Here is a 23,911-nt window from a genome sequence, read left to right on the forward strand (position 1 = left end):
TCAGCGCCCTCCGAACTTCGCGTCGTTGCCATTGCTGTGCTGTGTCGCAGTCGCCAGGGGCGCAGCATCCGATCCCTCCAGAGGAGGTGGGGACGCACCGGAGTCGCCCAGACGCGCCCACTGCACCGCGATCCAGTGGCGGGCCCGCTGCACGGGCGTCGGCGGCAGCACGCGGACGGTGCCGCGGGCGTAGTGCCGCTCGATGTAGTACTGCGCGATGCTCAGGATCGTGGTGATGATCGTGTACCAGACCACCGCGACGAGCAGCAGCGGGACCACGCGGCTGTTGCGGTTGTAGATGACCTGCACGGCGTAGAACACCTCGGGGATCGCGATCACGAACACCACCGACGCGCCCTTGACGAGGCCGATCACCTCGTTGGTGGCGTTGGGGACGATCGAGCGCATCGCCTGCGGCAGGATGATGCGGGTCAACCTGCGGCGCGGCGGGATGCCGAGTGCCGCTGCCGCCTCGAGCTGGCCCTGGTCGACCGACAGCAGGCCGCCGCGGATGATCTCCGCCGAGTAGGCGGCCTGGTTGAGGCTGAGCCCGAGGATGGCGGCCGCGAAGGCGCTGATGAGCTGCACGGTCGGGAACTCGACGATCCAGAAGTCGGTCGTGAACGGGGTGCCGAGGCCGAGGGCCGGATACAGGTAGCCGAGGTTGTACCAGACGATGATCTGCACCACGAGCGGCACCGAGCGGAAGAACCAGATGAAGACCCAGGCGGCGGAGTTGAGCAGCGGCGACTTCGCCAGACGGGCGAGGGCGAGGAGCGTGCCGAGGAAGAAGCCGATGGTCGCCGAGATCACGGTGAGTGCCAGCGTGATGCCGACGCCCTGCAGCACCGGCTCCGAGAGGAAGTAGTGGGCGAAGACGTCCCACTCGTAGTTCTCGTTCGTGACCAGCGACCAGGCGAACTGGGCGACGACGAACAGCACGACGACGCCGATCGACCACCGGAACCAATGCCGGGTGTGGACCACGCGGAGCTCGCCGAGGTCGACGCGCGACGACGCCGCGGACGACGGCGCGGCCTCGGCGGCGCCTGCCTGGCGCGGAAGTGTGTCGGTCATGAGGGGCTCCTCGGTCGGGGCGCGGGTGGTCTGCGGGGTGCGCCGGTAGGCCGAAGGTAGGGCGCTGCCGCGCCGGGGGCCCAGCCGCGCGGGCCCTCAGGCGACACGGATCGTGACGGTCCGCAACGCGGCGTCACACTCCGGAACCCGGCGACGCAGGAGGGGTCGGTACGGGCGCGGAGACCTACCGTGGCTCGCATGTCCGACACCCCGTTCGCTGTCGCCCTGGAGCTGGACGCCCACGGCGCCCACCCCGCGGCATCCTCCGCCTCCGCTGCGCTGTCGCCCCGCCTTCTCGCCTCGCGCGTCGCGAGCGCCGAGCGACTCGGCTTCACCGCGGTCACGTTCGACGACTCGCCGCTGCCGGTGGGGGATGCGGTCGCGCGTCTGGACGCCGTGCAGCGCGCGGCGTTCGTCGCGCCGCTCACCTCCGCCATCGGGCTCGTGCCGGTCGCGCACGTCGCCTACAGCGAGCCGTTCCACGTGGCCACGCAGCTCGCGAGCCTCGATTGGACCTCGAACGGACGCGCGGGCTGGATCGCCGCGGCCTCCGGGTCCGCGCGCGAAGCCGCCGCGTACGGACGCGAGGCGTTGACCGACGCCGAGCTCGACCGCGAGCGCGCGGACGTCATCGAAGTCGCCCGCCGGCTCTGGGACTCGTGGGAGGACGACGCCGTCATCCTGGACGTCGCGACCGGCCGGTATCTCGACGCCGACAGGCTGCACTACGTCGACTTCGAGGGCGAGAGCTTCTCGGTGAAGGGCCCGCTCATCACGCCACGGCCGCCGCAGGGGCAGCTCGTGGTGGTGGCGCCCGCGGGCACCGCGGGTGCGGATGTCGCTGTGGTCACGGGTGTTGATGCAGCGGAGATCACGGATGCCGCCGCCCGCGCACGTGCGGCGGGCGCGAACCTCGTCTGGGCCGAGGTCGAGGTGGTGCTCGGCGCGCGCGGCGTGTCCGCCGCGCGGCGGCTGTCCGTGCTGGGGCCCTGGCCGGAGGTCGGACGCCTGCGCTACGCCGGCGAGGCGGGCGGTCTGGTCGCGCTCATCGCGGAGCTCGCAGCATCCGTGGATGGTGTACGCCTGCACATCGCGGAACTCGATGACGATCTCGAAGAGGTCGGTCGCGCGGTGCTGCCGGCGCTGCGGGAGCGGATCGGCTTCCGTTCGCCGCGCGCCGGGGAGACCTTGCGCGACGCGCTCGGACTCGACAGGCCTGTCAACCGCTATGCCGCCGTGAAGGAGTTCGCATGACCACGTCCCGTCGCATCCAGTTCGGTGTCTTCTTCCAGGGGGTCAACTTCGGCACCATCTGGTCGAGCGACCGCAGCGGGTCGCAGTACGACTTCGAGTCGTTCCGCCGCATCGCAGAGACCGCCGAGCGCGGGCTCTTCTCGGCGTTCTTCCTCGGCGAGGGCCTGCGGCTGCGCGAGCACTTCGGGCGCATCCACGACCTCGACATCGCCGGCCGCCCCGACGCGCAGACGCAGCTGGCGGCCCTCGCCGCCGTCACCGAGCGCATCGGCCTCGTCGCGACGCAGAACACGACGTACAACGACCCGTACGACCTGGCGAAGCGCCTCAACTCGCTCGATCTCTTGAGCGAAGGTCGTGCCGGATGGAACATCGTCACGACCGACAATGCCTGGACCGGCGCGAACTTCCGTCGCGGCGGCTATCTGGAGCATGCCGACCGCTATCGCCGGGCGGCGCAGTTCGTGTCGGCCGCGCATCGGCTGTGGGATGCCGGAGCGGACGGCGTCGGCACGCCCGTGTCGGTGGCCGATCAGCTGGTGTCGTTCGAGGGTCCTGCGCCGCTGCCGCCGAGCGCGCAGCGGCGACCGGTGCTGTTCCAGGCCGGCGACTCCGACGAGGGCCGCGAGTTCGCCGCGGCGAGTGCGGACGTCATCTTCTCGGGGCATCCGGGTCTGGAGGACGCCGTGGCGTTCGCCGCCGACGTGCGCCGCCGGCTCCCGCGCCACGGGCGAGGTGAGGAGGACCTCAAGTTCTTCCCGGGTGCGCAGTTCATCCTGGCGGCGACCGACGCCGAGGCCCGCGAGAAGGCCGAGTGGGTCACGCGTGCGCAGGTGTCGCCGCAGACGGCGATCCGCTTCCTCGAGCCGATCTGGGGCCGCGACCTCTCCGAGTTCGACGCCGACGGACCCCTGCCCGACATCGACCCCGTCGTCGACGAGGTGGACGGGCAGCGCGGGTCGCTGTTCCAGGGCCGCCGCGCGGTCGAGACGGCGCGCGAGTGGCGCGAGAGCGCGGCCGCCGAGGGCCTCTCGATCCGCGAGTTCGTCATCAAGCGGTCGTCGCTGCGCACCTTCGTCGGCGGGTATTCCACGATCGCTGATCGGATCGGGCAGTACGTCGACGCGGGCGCTGTCGACGGGTTCAATGTCTCGCCGTACCTCGTGCCGGAAGGGCTCGACGACATCGTCGACGGCCTCATCCCCGAGCTGCAGGAGCGCGGGATCTACCCGCCCGAGTACGTGGGCACGACGCTGCGGGAGAACCTCGGCCTGCCGGACGTGGGCGAGCAGGCGGAGCTCGCAGCCTGACGATCTGCGGGAGCCGGCTCAGCCGACGTGCTCGCAGGGGTCGGGGTCGCAGTGTCGGAGATATGTTCTATGGTCGGAGCATGTTCATTGACCCGGAGCTCCCCCACCTGGTGCTTCCGGATGAGCTCGATCTCGTCCTCGAGGCGGCCGACATGATGACGGTGCTCGCCGCGCAGCGGCTGGTGCGCATCGACGTGATGCGGCGTGAGGCACTTCGCGAGGCGACCCGCAACGGCAGGGTTCTGACCGACGTGGTGGAGCGGGGAGTTCGGCTCGAACTCGCGGCCGCGCTGCGCATCACCGAGCACGCCGCCGGTGACCTGCTCGCCCTCGCAGAGGCGATGGTGCACACCTACCCGGCGGTGCTGGCCTCGATGGAGCGCGCGCGCATCACGGAGCGGCACGCCGAGATCCTGGTCTCCGCGGTGAACGAACTCGAACCGGAGTTCCGCGCGCAGGTGCTCGAGCCGGGCCTCGCGCTGGCCGAGGCGGAGCCGGTGGGCACGTTCCGGCGCAAGCTGCGCGCTCTCATCGACGCCGTGCGTTCGGCGACGCTGACCGAGCGATACGAGCGGGCCGTCACGAAGCGGCGCATCGCGGTCGAGCCCGACGACGACGGGATGGGTTGGCTGCATCTGTACGCCCCCATGGTCGCGATCACCGCCGTACAGTCACGGGCCACCGCGATGGCCAAGGTCGTCAAGGCGGCCGACGGCGACACGCGCACCCTCGACCAGGCACGCGCCGATGTCGTGCTCGACCTCCTCATCGACGGTGCTGTCGAGGCTCATCCCGAGCAGGCCCGCGGTGTGCGGGCGACGGTTTTCGTCACGGTCCCGGTGCTCGCTCTCCTCCACGAGTCCGACGCGTCCCGCGCAGCCGCCGCGATCGACCCACCGGTCGTCGAGGGCATCGGGCCTCTCCCCTTGCCCCTGGCGCGGCAACTGGCGGGCGGCGCGCCCGGCTGGACGCGGGTGCTCACCCACCCCGAGACGGGCATGGTGCTCTCCGTCGGTCGCGATCAGTACCGGCCCCCGCCGGCGCTTCAGAAGCTGGTCAAGTGGCGCGCGGATCGGTGCATGGGACCCGGCTGCGGGATGCCGGCCTCCCGGTGCGACATCGATCACAACGTCGATTGGGCGCTCGGCGGACGCACCGAGCTGACGAATCTCGGGCCGCTCTGCGAAGGGCACCACACCGTGCGACACCACACCGACTGGACGATCGAACAGGTCGCGGGTTCGGGCGGTGCGATCCTGTGGACCTCCCCCTCCGGTCGCCGGTACCTCGTCAAGCCGGAACGCGCCGTGCCGGTGTTCCGCTCGACGGACCACGGCGACGCGCCGTTCTGACCATGGCACCACGCGTATGCGGGCCGGGGCCGGCGCGTTCGCGTCGACCACCACCGCGACCTCGAGACGCTGATGCCCGCACCGGGGTGACGGGCGGACCGGTGTCGAGCACGAGGGCGGAGCCCCGACGCCCGTGCGCGGGCGATCGCCTCGGTCATGAGGGCCTCGCCGGTCCCCCGGCGACGCGCCTCGGGCAGCACCGCCCGGCGGGCGCGGACCCGGCGACGCGTTGTCGTACGAGGCCACGCGAGGGCGCGCAAGGCCACGCGAGGTCGCGCGGCGTCACAGAGCCCCGGGCCGCTCGCGACGGCGCGTGACGGATCATGGCGCCGTGTGACGGACGCATGCCTGGAGCCGCGCGCGCCGGCCATAGCGTGGCGCGGAGGAGCGGCATCCGCCCGTCCGTCCGTCCGAAAGGATCACCCCGCCATGACCGACACCGCCGACACCGCGGCCGAGCCCACCTTCGACGCGCCGCTCATCACCGCCGAAGAGGCCGCCGGGCGCGCCGCCGCGGGCGCCCTCGTCATCGACGTGCGCAGCGACGCCGGCCGCGAGCGCGACGGCGTGATCCCCGGATCCATCCGCGGCGATCGCGACAACCTCGACGCGCAGTTCCTCATCGACTCGCCCGAGAAGTTCGCCGAGATCACCGACTGGGACCAGGACATCGTCATCGTGTGCGGCTCGATCCGCGGCTCCGGTCCCGTCGCCGAACAGCTCCGCGCGAAGGGCTTCACCAACGTCGCCCACGTCGACGGCGGCTTCCCGGCGTGGAAGGAATCGGGCGCACCCACCCGAGAGGCGCCCGCGCCGGAGTGACCCCCCGTCAGTCCGTCAGGCGGTCCGCAGGATCCGCTCGGTCACCCGCGCCGAGAAGTGGAGCGCGTCGACGGGGATCCGCTCGTCGGCGGCGTGGAACTGCGCGAACACATCGAAGTCGCGGGGCACGCGCAGCGGGACGAAACCGTAGCCGTGGATGCCGAGCCTCGCGAAGTGCTTGTTGTCGGTGCTGGCCGGCAGCAGGTACGGCACGACCACGCCGTCGGGGTCGTCGACCGAGATCGCGTCCTGGAGGACCTCGATGATCGGCGCATCGACCGGAGCCTCGGTCGCCGACCACCAGCGCCCCTCACGGATGTCGATGTCGTCGCCGACGAGCTCGCGCAGGCCCTCGCGCAGCGCGTCGTCCTGACCGGGGAGGATGCGGATGTCGAGCCGCGCCGCGGCCTCTGCCGGGATGATGTTCGTCTTGTCGCCGGCGTCGAGCACGGTCGGGGTCGCGGTGTTGCGTGTCGTCGCACCGACGAGCGATGAGACGAACCCGAGGCTCTCGAGGTCGTCGGCGAGCGACTCATCGGTGAAGGCCAGGCCGCGCGCCGCACCGAACACATCGAGGAAGCGCTGCAGCGCGGGCGTGCGCACGACCGGGAACCGGTGGGCCCCGACGGCCGCGACGGCCTGCGCGAGCCGCACGACCGCGTTGTCGTCGGTGGGCCGCGAGCCGTGCGCCGCGTGGCCGCGGGCGCGCAGCGTCGACCAGGCGACACCCTTCTCGCTCGTGGCGACGAGGTACGCGCGGCGGTCGTCGCCGGGCTCGTCGGCCAGCGGCACCGAGAAGCCGCCGACCTCGCTGAGCGCCTCGGTGACGCCCGCGAACAGGTCGGGCCGGTTCTCGACCAGCCATCCGGCGCCCCACACCCCGCCGCTCTCCTCGTCGGCGAGGAACGCGAACACCAGGTCGCGCCGCGGCACGATCCCCTCGCGGGCGAAGTGCCGCGCGACCGCGAGGATCGTCCCCGCGTAGTTCTTCATGTCCACGGCACCGCGGCCGTAGAGGTAGCCGTCGTCGATGTCGGCGCCGAACGGCGGGTGCGTCCAGTCCTTCTCCTCGACGGGCACGACGTCGAGGTGCGCGTGCACGAGCAGGGCGCCGGCATCCGGATCGCTCCCCGGAAGGCGCGCGATGAGAGACCCGCGCCCGGGGCGCGACTCGACGAGCTCCGACGCGATGCCGACCTCCGCCAGGCGCTCCTGCACCCACCGCGCCGCGCGGGTCTCGCCGTCGCCGATCGTCGCGGCGACGCCGGTGTTCACGGTCTCGATGCGGATCAGGTCCCGCACGAACTGCAGCGCCTCGTCCTCCAGCAGCGTCGGCACGGTGGTCCTCCTCGGTTCGGGCACGGCGGTCCCTCCGCCGCGGCCGAGGCTAGCCCGACTCGTGCCCCCTCGCGCCGGCGCGTGCCACGCGGAGTCACACCGCGACGCGCCGCGATACTCCCCACTCGATATGGTGAGCGCATGACGCGCACGCGGGGATGGGCGACGGTGTGGACGGTGCTGCGACTCGCGATGGCGGCGTTGATCGCCGCCGCGATCGCGGCGCAGCTGGCGAAGTCGATCGGCACCGCCATCGAGCTCGGCCGCGACGTCACCACGACGATCGCGAACTTCTTCAGCTTCTTCACAATCCTCTCGAACGCCGCCGCGGCCGTCGTGCTCGCATGGGCGGCGCTGTGGTACCTCACCCGAGGACGCCGAGCGGATGCTGAGCCTCGCGGTCTCGCTGTGGCGCTGGCGTGCGTCAGCACTTACATGATCATCACGGGCATCGTCTACAACACCCTGCTGCGGGGCATCGAGCTGCCGCAGGGCAGCGCCCCGATCCCGTGGTCCAACGAGGTGCTGCATCTCATCGCCCCGATCTTCCTGCTCCTCGACGTGTTCCTCGGACCGCTCCGCCGGGCCCTCGGCTGGCGGAGCCTCTGGAGCGTGGTCGCGTTCCCGATCGTGTGGGTGATCTACACGATGATCCGCGGACCCCTCATCACGAACCCGGTCAGCGGTGACCCGTTCTGGTACCCGTACCCGTTCCTCAACCCGAACAACCCTGGCGGTTGGCCGTCGGTGGTGCTCTATGTCATCGGGATCGCGGTCGCGATCGTCGCCGCGGGGGCCCTCGTCGTGTGGTGGGGACGCCGCCGCGGTGCGGCGGCCGGCGCAGCGGATGACGCCGGGGCAGCGGCATCCGTCCCCTCCTCCGCACTGCCGCACTGACGCGCGACCAGCTGGTCATAACGGTGAAAACGTGTCCCCCGAATGGTGGACACGCCCGGATTTCCGCGGCTTTTGTCGACGTTGTCCACCAAACGGTGGACACGTTGTAGCTTCCTGACAACACCAGGTACCGGGCGCGCGTTTTCCACACGCTGCCGACACAAAGGTTTGACACACCCCCGTATCGACGGGAGTACATCTGTCCACGGGGCAGAACGACACGCAAAGCGCGTGATGTCGAAAGGGGTAGGACATGCACTGGGCATGGTTTCGAATCGCCGCGGCACTCACTGGGATCTCCGGAGTCGTCGCTGGATTCATCGTCAACGTAGACCGCGCAGCGCGCCAGGGGCAGGGCCTCGGCGACGTGCTGGCGAACTACTTCAGCCTGTTCACGATCGTGTCGACGCTGCTCAGCGTCATCACACTGTTCGTGGCCGCATCATGGGCGATGCGGCACCCGGGCTCCGTGCGCGAGCCGTTCGGCATCGCGCTGGCCCTGGCGGCGGTCACCGGACCCGTGCTGCTGCTCGGGCTGGTCTACAACGCGCTGCTGCGCGGACTGCCGTCGGCTATCGCACTCGGCGACTCCGCCGGGATCGCGATGCTCGACAAGTACGCGGCCGAGGTGCTGCACGTGGTCCTGCCGATCTACTTCGCGCTGGACCTGCTGCTGGCCCCGCGCCGGCGGGCGCTGCCGTGGTGGTCGCTCGCGGTGCTCGTCGGCTACCCGCTGGCATGGACGACGTACACGATGGTCCGCGGCGAGCGCGTCGCGAACCCCGACGGCACCACACCGTGGTGGTACCCGTACCCGTTCCTGGACCCGCACGGCGCGGGCGGCTACTCGTCGGCGTTCACCTACATCGGCGTGATCCTGGCCGGCTTCCTCGCGATCGGCTCGATCATCATCCTCATCGGCCGGTACCGCGAGAAGCGGTCCACACGCCACGGCGCACCGGCCGCGCGCCACACGCTGGCGATCTGAGCGTCGGCGAGGGGGTGGGACCGGATGCCCGGTCCCACCCCCTGTCGCTGTCGCTGTCGCTGTCCCTGTCGCTCAGCTCAGCCGCCGCCGACGCATCGCCGCGAGCACCAGCACCACACCCGCCGCGACAACCGCGAACCCGGCGGCGAGCGCGATCACCATCGCTCGCCCCTCGAGACCGGTGGGCGGCAGCGGGGCGATGAACGTGTTCGTGAACACGATCGACACCTGGCCCGACGCGAGTGTCACCGAGCCGGTCGTGCCCAGCTGCTCCTCGCCGTTCACGGTCATCGTGGTCTGCGCGGCATCGCCGGCATCCGTCTCGGTCACGGTGCACTCACTGCCGGCAGGCAGGTTCTCGATCTCCGCGGTGAGGCGGTCGGGACCGCCGATGTCGTACGAGGCCTCGCGGACGATGAGCCCCGGATCGGGGTGCGAGGCATCGACGAGCACACAGGTCACGTCCACCGGGAACGTGCGCGTCACACTCGATGCCCCCGTCCCGTCGACGATCTTCGAGATGCTCAGCGCGCTGACCCCGAACGTGTTGGTGATCGCCACTGACGTCTGGTCTTCCGCATCCGTGTTCGGAAGGGGCTCGAGCGGCGTGGTCGTCGCGGTCTGCGGGTCGCCGGTCTCGCCGCCCTGCGTGACCACGAGCGTCGTCGACTCCGCGCCCGCGGTGTCCGTCTCGGTGACGGTGCACTCGGCGTCCTCGGGCAGCTCGGTCCACGTCACCGTCTCGCCGTCGGCGATCGCCTGCGTCATCGGCTCGGCGGCGGTGACCTGCTGCTCGTTCCATACGCAGGCGAGCGTCACTTCGAACGGGCCGTACACGACCGGGTCGCCGTTCGCGTCCACCGCGCCGCTGTCGTCCACGGTCTTCGTGACCGCGACCTGGGCGAAGTTGAAGGTGTTGCGCACCTCGAGGCCCGGCTGCGGCTGGTCATCGACCGTGAGGTTCGTCGGGTCGGTCTCGACCGTGAAGGTGTATCCCGCACCATCGCCGGCGACGACATCGCCGTCCTCGTCGAGGATCTCGGTCGAGTTCGCCCCGGCGTCGTCCACCTCCACCAGCGTGCACTCCGCGCCGGTGGGAAGGTTCTCCCACAGCGCCGTCGGAGAGTCGGCGCTCACCATGCGGATGTTCCCGCCCGGGATGTCGACGAGCTCGCCCTCGCGGACGCAGCGCAGCCGCAGCTCGTAGGCAGCCGTGCCGAACTTCTCGGCGCCGTCGCCGGCGAACGTCTTCGTGACCTCCACCGAACCGGTGAGGTACCAGTTCGTCGCGGTCACGGTGACCAGGCCGCCATCGGCCGGGATGACTCCGGTGCCGACGGCGGTGTTCACACCGTCGTTCGGAGTGATGACGACAGCGTCGGCGCCGTTGAGATCGACCTCCTCGACAGCGCAGAACGAACCGGCGATGACATCGGTGACCGGCGAGCTCCAGCCGTTCGCGGCGTTCAGCTCGACCTCACCCGACAGTTCCACCTCCCCGGCGAAGGCGCACGCGTACCTGAACGTGAACGTGCGGTCGAGGCCGAACTGGTCGGCCCCGCCGCCCTCGAACTCCTTCACCAGCAGAAGCGCGGTCGCGTCGTACAGGTTGGTGTACGTCACGGTGTTCACCACCGCCGTGCTGTCGGGTTGGAGCTCCGGGATCACGACCGTGCGCGTCTCCTGATCGATCTGCGGCGCGAGCGGACCCTCGGCACCCGGGACATTGGCCTCGGTGATCGTGTCGTCGGCTCCGCGGTCGTCGGTCTCGGTGATCGTGCACTCCGACCGCGCAGGGATGTCGGTGATCGTCTCGGTCTCGTTCGCATCGAGCGTGAACGTCTCGTCCACGACGGTCTCGCCCTGGAAGGTGCAGACCACATGGAACTCGAACTGCGTCGGCACGAACGGCGAGTCGGACTCGACGAGCTTGCCGACCTCGAGCGAGGCCCACTCGTAGGTGTTCTCCACCTCGAACGCGAAGGTCTGGTCGCCTTCGTCGACCGTGATCGACGTCGGCGTGACCGTGGTGGCGTCCTGACCGAAGTCATCCTCCTCCACCGTGCAGATCGAGCCGACCGGCACGTCGGGGATCACGACCGGAGCCTCGCCGGGCACGATCGTCACCACGCCGCCGTTGTCCAGCGGCACATCGGCGCCCTGCCAGGTGCACGAGACGGTCGCTGTGAACTCGGCCGGGACGGGGAACCCGTCGGGCGCGTCGACGAGCTTCTCGACCGAGACGGAGCCGTTCTCGAAGACGTTCGTCACGGTCACGACCACGGGGGTCTGACCTTCGCCGATCTCGACCGGCTGCTCAGGGCTGATCTGGACGTCACCGGTCGCGAAACCGGGATCGGTCTCCGTCACCGTGCACAGCGCACCGGTCGGCAGACCTTCGTACAGCGCGGTGCCGGCTCCGGTGATCGTGCGCGTCGCGCCACCGGGGATGGGGACGTCGACCGTGTCTCCATTCACCTCGCGGGTGCACGACAGGCTCACCTCATACTCGTCCGTGGTCGCGGGATCGAGCGCGTTCGCCGGGGCGCCGTCGAGTTCCTTCTCCACCTGCAGCGAGCCCACCGTGAAGATGTTGGTGACATCGGCCCGGACGGGAACCTCGGGGTCGTCGCCGACGGTGACGGTGGCGGTGCCGCTGTTGGAGTTCGCGCCGCCATCCTCCGATTCGGTGATCGTGCACTCCGCGCCGGTCGGCAGACCCGTCACGAGCCAGGTCGGGTCGTCGCGGCTGAGCGTCGTGGAGCTCTCGTAGACGGGGTTCGGCGTGACGCCGTCGAGCGTGCACGTCATCTCCACCGTGAAGGTGGCGTCGCCCCACGCGTCGCCACCCGCGCCCGCGATCACCTTCGTGACCTCGACGGCTCCGACCGTGTAGATGTTGTCGAACCCGACCACCGTCAGCGCCGTGGTCGAGCCATCGTCGTCCGGGAGCACGGTGAAGGTTGCCTCATCCGTCGCCTCCTCGTCGCCCGCGACGCCGTCCTCGGTCACCACGACCGTCGTGGAACCGGCGCCCGCGTCATCCGTCTCGGTCACGGTGCACTCGGCGCCCGCCGGGATGCCGGAGAACGCCTTCGACCCGCCATCGGCGAGCGTGAACACGCGGTCGGCCTCGGGGATCGTCTCCTGGCCCAGGTAGATGCAGCTCGCCTCGAACGTGTACGTGCGCTCGTACACGATCGGGTCGCCGTCCTGGTTCTCTGCACCGCCGTTGTCGACGGACTTCTCGACGGTGAACCCGCCGGCCGCGAAGACGTTGGTGATCTGGATGGAGGACTGCTCGGGGTCGCCGGAGTAGGCGTTCCAGACAGCAGGCTCGTCGCTCCAGTCCCGGTCGGCGATCACGCCGTCCTCGGGGTCGACGGTCACGGTCACTCCGGGGATCGCCGGATCCTCCACGACCGTGCACGTCGAGAACAGCGGCAGGTTCACCGGCCCGGTGATGCTGTTGTACTCGAGGACTGTCCCGTCGGCATCGACGGACGGGCGACTCGCGTCGCTGCCGTCCGCGTGCTGCAGCGTGACCGGCTGCCCGCCCGAGGTGCAGGTCACCAGAAGCGGGTAGCTGTCGGGCAGATCGACGTCGGTCGCGAATTCGGGCGCGTCGACCTCCTTCGACAGCAACAGCTGACCGGTCGCGGCCGCAACCCCCACCTTCTGGGGTTCGACGATCAGCGACGGGCGCTCCGGCTGGGTCACGGTCGCGTTGGAGCGGGATGCCGTGGCGAAGGAGTTGTACGCGACCGGCAGGCCTTCCGGGTCGGCCGAGGCCGGCGGCAGCACGTACGGCGTGACCGTGTTGTAGGTGATCCGCAGGGTCTCGCCGGGCCGCAGGCCGGGTGCGGGAGACACGCCGTCAGTGTTGTCGTACATCAGCACGATCATGAAGCTGCGCATCGCCGCGAGCTGCGCAGGCGTGCTCTCGTCCGACCGCTGCCACTGGAAGTCGCATTCGGGAAGCGGGTCCGCGCCCTCGGTCCACACCCGGATCGCGTTCGCGTTGCACGACTGGCTCAGCTCGAACGGCGAGATGAGGATGCCGCCCGTGAGGTAGGCGCTGTCCGCGAGCTCACCGAAGTTGGCGTCCAGCTGGCCGCTCACGGTGACGGGGAACTGCGACCCGCGGCCACCTGGCACGATGACGCCCTGGTCGCCCACGGAGGGGAGGACGTCGAGCGCGGCGATGACCCGCGCACTGGTGTTGCCGGCGTTCGTGAAGTCCAGACGCCACGTCTCCTCACCGCCGGGCCGGGTGACCGGCGCACAGGGGTACGAATAGAAGCCCTCGTTGAGCACACCGGGCAGACTCGGGTCGCAGGCACTGCCGTCGCCGTTCACGTTCAGCACGCCGAGGTCGTCGTCGTCGGTCGCCGGGTCTCCGGCGCCGTCACCCTTGACGTACTTCTTGGCGGCGATCGTGGCGATCGCGATGGGCGCGACCGAGGTGTCGGCCGAGCAGTCCGGCACCCCGGGGGGCGTGTTCTCGATCGGCTTGGGCCAGAGGTCCTCGCCGTTCACGACCGTCGTGCCCTCACAGGTCTCGAACAGGCGGTCCGACGAGACGGTGACCTCGTTCGACACCGTCATGTCGGGGGTGACGTCATCCCGGAAGAGCAGAGGCGCGTTCACCCTGAGCGTCCAGCCCGCGTTGAACACGAAGTCGGCGGGAGACTGGATCGTGAGCACGCCGGTGGTCTCGTCGAGGGATGCCGTGAACCCGGGGTCGCCGCTCGGAGCCCCGGACCCGCTCAGCGCGAACGTGTACGCGGTCGGGTCGGGCTCGACGAGCAGCGAGCCCTCGGCATCCGTCTGCACCTGATCGACGACGGTCAGTCCGGTCATGTTCCACTGGCCGGTGTTGGTGACGGTGATGACGTAGGGGATCGCGCCGGACTGGCTGACGAGCGCCGACGACCCGCGCGTCTTGGTGACCTTCACCGCGTTCGGCCGATGCAGGACGACGGTCGTGTCGGCCGCCTCACCGGTCGCCGCGAACGTCTGGGCGCCGAACTGCGCCGTGCTGGAGGACTGCACGTCGTCACTGATCACTCCGAGCGACGTCTCGCCGGGGTTCGGTGAGAGGTCGGGGCGGGTCGTCGACACCTGGACCGACGGGTCGCTGCGGAGGAAGTCGCGGCGGGTCGTCGAAAGCGCGAACGTGAGCTGGGGGTTGTACGGCCGCTCCCACTGGAGCACGTTCCCGTCGCCGTCGACCTGCTGGGCGCGGAACCGCACGCCGACGACCGTGCCCTTCTCGGTGACGCCGGTGGGCAGGTCGAAGACGACGGTCTGACCGGGGTTGGCAGCGACCCAGTCGCCGTCCGCCCAGCACGGCGAGGAGTCCGTCAGCGGCGCGCCGTTGCAGGTCGCCTCCAGCACGCCGGCCGTCTCGGTGTACTCCACGTCGCTGCCGGCGTCGTCGTCGACGAGCACGTCCATCGCGACCCGGTTCACGGGGGCGGGCACGGTGATCTGCGCCCCCGTGTAGTCCATCGTGTTCCAGAACGTCGGCGTGGTGTCCGTGAGGCTGAAGAAGGTTGCGCGCGCCGTGCCGTTCGGGCGGCCCCCGAGCTGCGTCACGTAGTCCTTCGACTGGTCCTCGTAGACCGACTCGGGCGTGATCGCCTTCGTCGTCGTGATCGTGTAGCTCGCGTCGACGATCTGGAAGTCGTCGTTCGCCGTGGCGGCACCGGTGCCGCACTGGTTGTCCGCGCAGTCCGTGAGCACAGGGCTCTCGAGCTGCGTGCTCGCATCGTTCTCGATGCTCTCGCCCGGCGCGGTGACGTCGACCGGGGTGCTCGGGTCGGAGCGCAGCACCTCGCGCAGCTGCCACGTGAGGGTGATGCCCCCCTTGCCGCCGGTGGGGATCACGGCACCGCCGGCGTTGTCGCGGAACGCCACGGAGACCCCGGTCACATCGGCCAGGTCCGCGGCGGTGAGTGCGAGCGCCTCGGCGTACGTGTAGTCGGTGGGGGTGGCGCCCCGGGTGAGGGTGACGGTCGTCTCGGCCTGCGTGATGCCGGACGGGAGCTGGATCGAGTCGATGTCGTAGAGGTTCAGCGTGTCGAACGCCGTCGGGGCGGCCTGCGCCGGATCCGGGTCGGTGATCACCATGCCGGTCACCCGGGCCGCCGACGTGTTCTCGGCGACGAGCGTGCCGGTGATCAGGGGGTAGTCAGCCGGATCGACGCCGAGCGTGGGATCGGGAAGACCGAGCGCATCCTGGTCGAACTGCTTGGTGAGCGTGGCGTTGATCGGCTGGTCGACGATGAGGATGGTGTCGTCGGCGACGTCGACGCTGTCGACATCGGTGGCCGTGTTGACTCCGTGCGCGCTGGCGGTGTTGTCGACCAGCCCCTGGTCGACGGTGTTGTAGGTGTACGGGTGGAGGTCGCCGAGCACGAACTGCGTCGGGTCGCTGCGCAGCGTGTCGCGCACGCGGAAGTCGAGATCCACCGGGCGCCGGTCGTACGACGTGCCCACACCCGCGCCCGCCACCTTCTCGGAGAAGACGATGCGCACCGCGAGCGCGCTCGCGCTCTGCGGGCCGCTGAGGGAGTAGCCGCCGAACTGCCCGTCGCAGCCGCCCGCGCACGCCTGCGCGGTGATGTCGGTCCATCCCAGCCCGTCGAGGTACAGCGAGACCTCGGTGATCTCGGCGTTCACGATCAGCGGGTCGGTGGTGGGCGTGATCGGACGGATCGCGACGAGGTCGAAGGCGTCGTAGACCGATGCCGCCGTGGCGGCCGGATCCACCGTCTCGGAGATATCGGTCAGCGTCATCTCGCTGATGTTGAGTCCGTCCGTCGACCACAGCAGCCTCGCCGTCCGCACCCCTGCCGAGAGCGCGGGCACGTCGTCCTGCAGCCACTGCTTGTCGAGGAAGTCCGCGCCGACGCCGCCGTCGTCGATCGGCCGCAGGTGGATGTCGTCCTGATCAGTGGCGGTGTGCTCCCCGCCCGCGTCCGGGTTGTCGACGAGGGACTGCGCCGTGTTGGTGTACGTCGCCTCGGTGTCGTGGGGTTCGGTCACCTCGACGCCGACATGGGTGACCACGGTGAATCCCGGAGGCAGCAGTGCGGGGCATCCCGATGCACCCGACGGGTCGTACTCGAACTGTATGCCGCCGATGTCGTCCTGCAGGTCGGCGGGGATCTGGTAGGACCAGAGCGCCTGCGGGCCGGGAATCGCCGTCGCCCCGGGGAGGTCCGTCCAGGGACCGTCGGTCGACTTCGGCCAGTACCGGACCGTCAGGGTCGTGCAATCGGGGATGTCGGTGTTGCTGATGTCGGTGGCGGTGAAGTTGTCCCAGAACTCGGTGTCGCCGGACGGGTCGGCCGGGTCCGAGATGACGAGCTTCTCCGAACCGGCATTCGATTCGGGCGTCACATTGCCGGTGAGGGTCATGTCGGCCCGCGTGCCCGGCACGCCCCAGATGTCGGACGGCGTGATGGTCTTCGTCACGCTCGTGTCGAGGGTGAGCGGGTCGACCGTGAACGGCGCCTCGGCGTCATCGGTGCCGGTCTGTCCGTTGGTGTTCTCGACCCCGGTGTCGACGACGTTCGTGCTGGAGACCGGCACGTCTGTCGGCAGCGCCGTGACATCGACCGGCAGCGTGGCATAGGCGCCCGAGACGATGTCGTCGCCGGCCGCCGAGAAGACGACCGTGAAGCCCTCGACCGTGCATCCCTGGTCGGGGTCGGGCAGGGTGTCGACGGTCGTCGTGGATGCCGTGCTCGACGGGCAGTCGGAGTACGTGTAGGTGATCTCCGCCGCGGTCGCCGCCACCGGCCACGCGAGCCCGGCCCCGAAGCCGTCGAACGACAGTCCCTGATCCGTGAAGGAGGGGCTGCCCGCCGACGGCTCGGTGATGGTGAGGGTCTGGACGTCTTGAGCACCGACCGTCGCGGTGAGGTTCGCGGTCGTGCTCTGGCCGCTCACCAGCGTGTTGTCGCCGAAGGACTTCTCGATCGAGACGTCGGGATCACGCTGTGCGATCGTGACGCTCGCGTCGTCGGTCACCGGATCGCTGGTGGTCCCGCCCTTCGACACGGTCGACGACGCGTCGTTCCTGACGGTCACGTCGGTCTGGTCGGGAATCGCCGTCACCGTGTCGTTGGTCTCGGTGTGCACGACCACGCTGCCGCTCGCCCCGGGGGCGAACGTGCCGGTGAACGTCACCCGCACACCGCCCGCAGCGGAGATCGGATCGGGCGGCGTCGTGGTCCAGCCGGCCGGGTCCACCCAGTACTCGACGGTCTGACCCGTCGAGCCCGGCGGCGCGGTGATGTCGACGTCGGTGACGTCGAGGTAGCCCCCGAACGAACCGGGCGGGTTCACCGGGTCCTGGACCACGATCGTGTCCACGTTCTGGTTCGAGTTGTTGCCCGGGGTGACGGTCCAGTCGACGCTCTGGCCGGGCACGGCCGGAATCGCGCTCGTCGGGGCGACGGACTTCTCGATCTTCGCCTCGAGGGTCGTCTCGACGTCGAGCACGATGTCGGCATCCGCGCTGGCCGGCGGCGCATTGTCGCCGTCGACGTTTGCGGTGTTCGTGACGGTCTGACCGTCCCACGTCCCGTCGGCGAGCGGGTCGACGATCGCGTTGACGGTGATGGTCATGCTGTAGCCGGCCGGCCACAGCATGGGGTCGACCGAGGTGTCCAGGCCCGGGGCGACGGTGAAGCTGTCGCCGGCGGTGTCGACGTCCAGGTCGTACTCACCCTCGGGCTGCCCGGCCGGCGGGCTGATCTGCACGGTCACCGGGTCGGGGTTCGCCGGGTTGAACAGCAGCGGCGCCGGGAGGGTGTCGCTGAGAAGCGTGTTGTAGCAGCCGGCGTCATTGGCCGACGAGCAGTTGACGGCGATCTGGTAGGTGACGCTGTCTCCGGGCCCGAAGGGTCCCGGCTGCACCGCCGACTTCTGGATCGAGAACGTCGCCGTGTCGTCCGCGAGAGCGGCGGGGGCGACACCCACGAACACCGAGGCCGCAGCCAGAGTGAGCGCAGTGATGCCCGCGAGAAGACTCCGACGACGTTTCATGCTTCGGCCCCCGTTGCGAACACGTAACGGGCCTCAGCCTAGGGCCAGATCAGCGCGCAGTTCCAGCCGAACAGGTGTTGCTCGAGTGAATATTGTCGCCCGACCGATACCTCTCGGAGCGGGACGGATGCCGGCGGCCGCGGCATCCGACTTCCTCCTCACTAAACTGGAGTCCATGTCGAAGGTCCTCCAGTCCCTGCCCGTCGGCGAGCGCGTCGGCATCGCCTTCTCGGGGGGCCTTGACACCTCCGTCGCCGTCGCGTGGATGCGCGACAAGGGCGCGATCCCCTGCACCTACACGGGCGACCTCGGTCAGCCCGACGAGGACGACATCGACGCGATCCCGAGCCGCGCGCTCGAGTACGGCGCCGAGGTCTCGCGCCTGGTGGACTGCAAGCCCGCGCTGGTCGAAGAGGGCTTCGGCGCCCTCGCGTGCGGGGCATTCCACATCCGCTCGGGCGGCCGCACCTACTTCAACACCACGCCGATCGGCCGCGCCGTCACCGGCACGCTGCTCGTACGGGCCATGAAGGAGGACGGCGTCGACATCTGGGGCGACGGCTCCACCTACAAGGGCAACGACATCGAGCGGTTCTACCGCTATGGCCTGCTGGCGAACCCTGCCCTGCGCATCTACAAGCCCTGGCTCGACGCCGACTTCGTCACCGAGCTCGGCGGACGCCAGGAGATGAGCGAGTGGCTCGTCGAGCACGGCTTCCCCTACCGCGACTCCGCCGAGAAGGCCTACTCGACCGACGCGAACATCTGGGGCGCGACGCATGAGGCGAAGACCCTCGAGCACCTGAACGTCTCGCTCGAGACCGTCGAGCCCATCATGGGCGTGCGCTTCTGGGACCCGTCGGTCGAGATCGAGACCGAGGACGTCACGGTCACCTTCGAGGCCGGCCGCCCCGTCGCCCTCAACGGCGTCGAGTTCGCCGACCCGGTCGCGCTCGTGTTCGAGGCGAACCGCATCGGCGGCCGCCACGGCCTCGGCATGAGCGACCAGATCGAGAACCGCATCATCGAGGCGAAGTCCCGCGGCATCTACGAGGCGCCGGGCATGGCGCTGCTGTTCACCGCGTACGAGCGCCTGGTCAACGGCATCCTGAACGAAGACACGCTCGCGACGTACCACGAGCAGGGCCGCCGCCTCGGCCGCCTCATGTACGAGGGCCGCTGGCTCGAGCCGCAGTCGCTCATGCTGCGCGAGTCGATCCAGAAGTGGGTCGGCTCGACGATCACCGGCTCGGTGACGCTGCGCCTGCGCCGCGGCGAGGACTACACGATCCTCGACACCACCGCCCCGCGCCTGTCGTACCACCCCGACAAGCTCTCGATGGAGCGCGTCGGCGACGCCGCGTTCGGTCCCACCGACCGCATCGGCCAGCTCACCATGCGCAACCTCGACATCGCCGACTCGCGCGTGCGCCTCGAGTACTACGCGTCGAAGGGTCTCATCGGCGGTGCGACGGGCGAGCTCGTCGGTCACCTCACGCAGGGCGAGGCCGGCGAGATCACCGAGCGCGCCGAGAACTACAGCGCCGCGCAGGAAGAGCTCGCCGAGGCGACGGATGCGGCGAACGAGGCGTCCGCGTTCGACCTGGGAACCGACTGACCCGGACTCCGCCGCCTGCCCGCCGCGCCCTCCGCCTGGCGGCCCCCTCCTCCCCTCCCGCGTGCGATGTCCGGACTTCGCAGCCGTTTCCGCACGGACAGCCGCGAAACCCGGACCCCGCTCGCAACCCGCCGCTATCTCCCGCGTGCGAAGTCCGGACTTCGCAGCCGTTTCCGTACAGAAAACCGCGAAACCCGGACCCCGCTCGCAACCCTTCGCAGCCGTTTCCGTACAGAAGGCCGCGAAACCCGGACCCCGCTCGCAACCGGGGGAATCTCCCGCGTGCGATGTCCGGACTTCGCAGCTGGGGAGGGCGTGGAGTCGCCGAAAGCTGGACCTCACCCGTGAGTCACCGCGATAACTTGCACACGTTTGTGCAAGTTATCTAGCCTGGAGGCATGACCTCCCCGATCGATGCTGCGCGTCGTCCGCGGCGCGATGCCCTCGAGAACCGCGCGGGCATCCTCGCCGCGGCTCATGTCGCCCTCGCGCACGACCCCCGCGCGTCCGTCGACGCCATCGCCCGCCAGGCGGGCCTCTCGCGCCGGGCGCTGTACGGGCACTTCGACGACCGCGACGCCCTCGTGCGCGAGCTCGTCGCGCAGGGCGCGACGCGCTTCAACGCCGTCGCGACCTCGATCGACGACGCCGACGCGCGGGTCGCACTCGCCCGCCTCGCCGCCGCCCTGTGGAACGAGGCCGCGCATGTGCAGGTGCTCGCGGCGATCGCCCTCGACGAAGCCCACCTCGAAGAGACGGCGACGGCCCTCGCACCGCTGCGGCGCACCGTCGTGCGGATCGTCCGCGACGGGCAGGACGCCGACGTGCTGCGCACCGACGTCGCCGCCCCGACGCTCGCGCGCCTCGTCGAAGAGACCGCACGCACCGTCATCACCCGCATCGACGCCTCGTCGCCGGCCGCCCTCGACCTCGCGGTGCGCGCCGTGCTCAGCATCGCCGGGCTGTCGTGGCGCCAGGCCGACGCACTGCTCGACGAGCACCCCGAGATCGTCGCGGCCCCCGGGGCGGCGAGCGCGTGAAGGTCGTCCTCGATGCGGTCGGCAAGGGCCGCCGCGAGCACGCGCTTCCCGCGACCTCGGCCACCTTCGCGTCCGGCGTCGCGACGCTCGTCGCCGCCGAGACCGCGCAGCGGCCGACGGTGCTCGGACTCATCGCGTCGGGCCGCATGCGCCCGGACACCGGCGCCGTGACGCTGGACGGCAGGACGGATGCCTCGGCACTTCGCCGCCGGGTCGCCCTGGTGGATGCTCCCGAGGTGTCGGAGCCCGAGCCCAACGTCACGCTCGCCGGCGTCGCCGCCGAGGAGCTCATGTTCGCCGGACGCCGGTCCGACCCCGTCGCGGTGCGGCGCTGGCTGGAGGAGCACGGCCTCGGGGACGAGGCATCCGTTCCCGTCTCCAACGTCGACCCCGCGGCCCGCGTGCGCGCGCTGTGCGAGCTGGCGGCGCTGCGCAAGGGCGTCGAGGCGATCGTGCTGGTCTCCCCCGACCGTCATGGCGGCGAGCCTGCCGCGTGGTGGGCGGTCGCAGAGGACTTCGCCGTCCGTGGCTACGCGGTGCTCGTGATCGCGGGCCAGGCGTCGGAGTCGGTTGCCGGACGGACCTCCCCCCCGATCGCCGGACGGACCTCCCCCCCGATCGCCGCGCGTACCTCCCCCCCGATCGCCGGACGGACCTCCCTCCCGGTCGCCGGACGGACCTCCCTCCCGGTCGCCGGACGGATCTCCCCCCCGATCGCCGGACGGACCTCCCTCCCGGTCGTTGAGCGAGCGAAGCGAGCCGAAACGCCCCGGACCATCGGACGACCTCGTGTCCGCAGGCTCACCGCAGCCACGAAGGGGAGCCGGGCATGAAGGTCCCCCAGATGATCCTCGCCGAGCTCCGGCGGCTCACGTCGACACGCATGTCGCTCATCGCGCTGATCGCCCTCATGGTCGTGCCGATCCTCTACGGCGGACTGTACCTGTGGGCCAACCGCGACCCGTACGGCCAGCTCGACCAGGTGCCGGTGGCGCTCGTCGTCGCCGACACCGGCGCCGAACTCAACGGCGCCGAACGCAATCTCGGCGACGAGGTCGCGCGGGAGCTCATCGAGGACGGCACCTTCGACTGGCACCTCGCCACCGCCGACGAGGCCGACGCCGGCCTCGACGAGGGTGACGACGACTTCGCGATCGAGCTGCCCGCCGACTTCACGGCGGCCATCGCGTCGATCACCACCGGCGAGCCTCGCACGGCCGACATCGTGCTGCGCACCAGCGACGCCAACAACTACCTCGCCTCGACGATCGGCACGCAGGCGGTCGAGCGCATCCAGGCGACGATCACCGAGAAGGTCGTGGCCGAGGCGGGTCTGACGATGCTCGACGCCCTCGACACCATCCGCGTGCAGTTGACGGATGCTGCCACCGGCGCCTCCCAGTTGGTCGACGGTCTTGCGCAGGCCGACGACGGCGCGTCGCAGCTCTCCTCCGGTGCGGGCGAGCTCGCAGACGGCACCGCACAGCTGCGCGACGGTGCCGCCCAGCTCTCCGCCGGCGCGGCGCAGGTCGCCGACGGCGCGTCCCAGGTCGCCGGAGGCACCGCAGAGCTCGACGCCATCGCCGATCGGATCGGCGCCGCATCCTCGTCCGCGATCTCGGCACTGCCGCAGGTGCGCGACGACATCGCCGCGAAGCTCGGTGAGGCCGGCCTCGACCAGGCCCGGATCGATGAGGTGCTCGCCGCGCTCGACCCGGTCGGCGAGCGGCTCGATGCCGTCGACGACCGCGTGCAGGGAGCCGTCGCACAGATCGACCGGCTGAACTCCGGCGCGCAGCAGGTCTCGGCGGGAGCAGCATCCGTCGCGGCAGGGTCGTCCACGCTCGCCCCAGGCACGGCCACGGCCGCTGACGGCGCCGCCCAGCTGCGCGATGGCGCGGCGACGCTCGACAGCGGGCTCGATCAGCTCGAAGACGGCGCGACGCAGTTGCGCGACGGGCTCTCCGCGGGCGCCGCCCAGCTGCCGTCGTACGACGCCGACACCCGCCACGCGCAGGCCGACACCCTCGCCGCCCCCGTCGAGGTCGAGCGCTCGTCGCTCACGCAGGCGCAGAACTACGGCGCCGGCCTCGCGCCGTTCTTCGCGGCACTCGCCGGCTGGATCGGCATCTACGCCCTGTTCCTCATCGTCAAGCCGGTCTCGAAGCGCGCGGTGACCGCGCTGCACTCGCCGATCCGCATCACGCTGGCCGGGTGGGCCACCCCCGCCCTCCTGGGCGGCGTGCAGATGATCGGCCTCTTCGGCGTGCTCTCGCTCGCGCTCGGCTTCTCGTTCGCGCACCCGCTCCCGACCCTCGGCATCCTGCTGCTCGCCTCGGCGACGTACGCCGCGATCGTGCTCGCGCTCAACGTGTGGCTCGGCTCGGTCGGGCAGTTCCTCGGCCTCGTGCTCATGGTGCTGCAGCTCGTGACCGCCGGCGGGACGTTCCCGTGGCAGACGCTGCCCGCGCCGCTGGCGGCGCTGCACCATGTGCTGCCCATGGGCTACGTCGTCGACGCGATGCGCCAGGTCATGTACGGCGGCAGCGCGGACCGCGTGTGGCTCGACCTCGCCGTGCTGCTCGCCTGGCTCCTCGGCGCGGGCGCGATCGCGGCGATCGGCGTCACCCGCATGACCCACTTCCGCACCCTGCACGACCTGCAGCCGAGCGTCATCGGGTGAGGGGGCACGCTGAAGAGACGGATGCCGCGGGCCGTTCCTCGCCCGGTCGCTCGGCGCAGGCCCGGGGCCGCAGCATCCGTTCTCTCAGTGCCTCTCAGCCGACTCCGCCGCCGTCGCAGGTGCCGTCGCCGATCTGCGACGCGTCCCCGTTGCCGGGGAACCACAGCACCTCGCCGTGACGCTCGTACCAGAAGGCCGGGATGATGTCTTCGTCGTCCTGGTGCTTCTCGTGGGCGCGCACGACGGCGAGCTTGTCGGTCTCGATGTAGACGTACGGGTTCTTCGCACTGTGGGTCGCATGACAGTACGCGACCTTGTGCGTCCCGTCGGCGGGCTTCGATGCGAATGCGGGTGCGGCGCTCCCGAGCGCGACGACCGCGGTGAGTGAGACGGCGGCTGCAAGGGCAGCCGCTCTGCGCGAGGCGCGCGTGTGCATGGGCATAGTGGATCTCCCCCAGTTGAGATCGGC

14 protein-coding genes are annotated in these 23,911 nt (G+C 70.5%); 10 read left to right on the forward strand and 4 right to left on the reverse strand.

Going from position 1 to position 23,911, the window contains the following annotated elements:
- Nucleotides 1–1,077, reverse strand: a complete 1,077-nt coding sequence (locus AC3A46_RS14300) for an amino acid ABC transporter permease (RefSeq protein WP_487665789.1) — start codon at nt 1,075–1,077, stop codon at nt 1–3.
- 198 nt (nt 1,078–1,275) lie between these two features.
- Between AC3A46_RS14300 and AC3A46_RS14305 the strand changes: the two genes are divergently transcribed.
- The 4 genes from AC3A46_RS14305 to AC3A46_RS14320 all read left to right on the forward strand — a co-directional run bounded on the left by AC3A46_RS14305 (nt 1,276) and on the right by AC3A46_RS14320 (nt 5,815).
- Nucleotides 1,276–2,331, forward strand: a complete 1,056-nt coding sequence (locus AC3A46_RS14305; RefSeq protein ID WP_487665790.1) for an LLM class flavin-dependent oxidoreductase — start codon at nt 1,276–1,278, stop codon at nt 2,329–2,331.
- Nucleotides 2,328–3,641 carry an LLM class flavin-dependent oxidoreductase gene (locus tag AC3A46_RS14310; RefSeq protein ID WP_487665791.1) on the forward strand — a complete coding sequence of 438 codons (1,314 nt, stop codon included), beginning with the start codon at nt 2,328–2,330 and terminating at the stop codon, nt 3,639–3,641. The genes AC3A46_RS14305 and AC3A46_RS14310 overlap by 4 nt, the downstream gene beginning before the upstream one ends.
- Nucleotides 3,642–3,721: 80 nt before the next feature.
- Nucleotides 3,722–4,993, forward strand: coding sequence for an HNH endonuclease signature motif containing protein (locus AC3A46_RS14315; protein WP_487665792.1), 1,272 nt, complete (start codon nt 3,722–3,724; stop codon nt 4,991–4,993).
- Between the two features lie 429 nt (nt 4,994–5,422).
- On the forward strand, nt 5,423–5,815 hold the full coding sequence (locus tag AC3A46_RS14320; protein ID WP_487665793.1) for a rhodanese-like domain-containing protein: 393 nt from the start codon (nt 5,423–5,425) through the stop codon (nt 5,813–5,815).
- Between the two features lie 15 nt (nt 5,816–5,830).
- Here the strand turns inward: AC3A46_RS14320 and AC3A46_RS14325 are convergent, their stop codons facing one another.
- Nucleotides 5,831–7,153, reverse strand: a complete 1,323-nt coding sequence (locus AC3A46_RS14325) for a M20/M25/M40 family metallo-hydrolase (RefSeq protein ID WP_487665794.1) — start codon at nt 7,151–7,153, stop codon at nt 5,831–5,833.
- 141 nt (nt 7,154–7,294) lie between these two features.
- Between AC3A46_RS14325 and AC3A46_RS14330 the strand changes: the two genes are divergently transcribed.
- A complete protein-coding gene (locus AC3A46_RS14330; protein ID WP_487665795.1) occupies nt 7,295–8,050 on the forward strand; it encodes a Pr6Pr family membrane protein in 756 nt (251 codons plus the stop codon).
- Nucleotides 8,051–8,303: 253 nt separating this feature from the next.
- Entirely contained in the window at nt 8,304–9,038 is a 735-nt protein-coding gene (locus AC3A46_RS14335) for a Pr6Pr family membrane protein (protein ID WP_487665796.1), read from the forward strand.
- 72 nt (nt 9,039–9,110) lie between these two features.
- Here the strand turns inward: AC3A46_RS14335 and AC3A46_RS14340 are convergent, their stop codons facing one another.
- On the reverse strand, nt 9,111–18,101 hold the full coding sequence (locus tag AC3A46_RS14340) for a DUF5979 domain-containing protein (protein WP_487665797.1): 8,991 nt from the start codon (nt 18,099–18,101) through the stop codon (nt 9,111–9,113).
- 175 nt (nt 18,102–18,276) lie between these two features.
- Between AC3A46_RS14340 and argG the strand changes: the two genes are divergently transcribed.
- The 4 genes from argG (at nt 18,277) to AC3A46_RS14360 (ending at nt 23,442) form a co-directional block, all read left to right on the forward strand.
- Complete coding sequence (argG, locus tag AC3A46_RS14345; protein ID WP_310286931.1) at nt 18,277–19,719, forward strand: argininosuccinate synthase; 1,443 nt, start codon at nt 18,277–18,279, stop codon at nt 19,717–19,719.
- A gap of 398 nt (nt 19,720–20,117) precedes the next feature.
- On the forward strand, nt 20,118–20,759 hold the full coding sequence (locus AC3A46_RS14350; RefSeq protein WP_487665798.1) for a TetR/AcrR family transcriptional regulator: 642 nt from the start codon (nt 20,118–20,120) through the stop codon (nt 20,757–20,759).
- The gene (locus tag AC3A46_RS14355) at nt 20,756–21,592 is read left to right on the forward strand and encodes a hypothetical protein (protein ID WP_487665799.1); all 837 of its coding nucleotides are present in this window, start codon (nt 20,756–20,758) and stop codon (nt 21,590–21,592) included. Before AC3A46_RS14350 ends, AC3A46_RS14355 begins: the two co-directional genes overlap by 4 nt.
- A complete protein-coding gene (locus AC3A46_RS14360) occupies nt 21,589–23,442 on the forward strand; it encodes a YhgE/Pip family protein (RefSeq protein ID WP_487665800.1) in 1,854 nt (617 codons plus the stop codon). Before AC3A46_RS14355 ends, AC3A46_RS14360 begins: the two co-directional genes overlap by 4 nt.
- Nucleotides 23,443–23,536: 94 nt before the next feature.
- Here the strand turns inward: AC3A46_RS14360 and AC3A46_RS14365 are convergent, their stop codons facing one another.
- On the reverse strand, nt 23,537–23,878 hold the full coding sequence (locus AC3A46_RS14365; RefSeq protein ID WP_387142619.1) for a hypothetical protein: 342 nt from the start codon (nt 23,876–23,878) through the stop codon (nt 23,537–23,539).
- Nucleotides 23,879–23,911 lie beyond the last annotated feature (33 nt).

The sequence above is a fragment of the Microbacterium sp. Soil_C_42 genome (assembly GCF_057656735.1).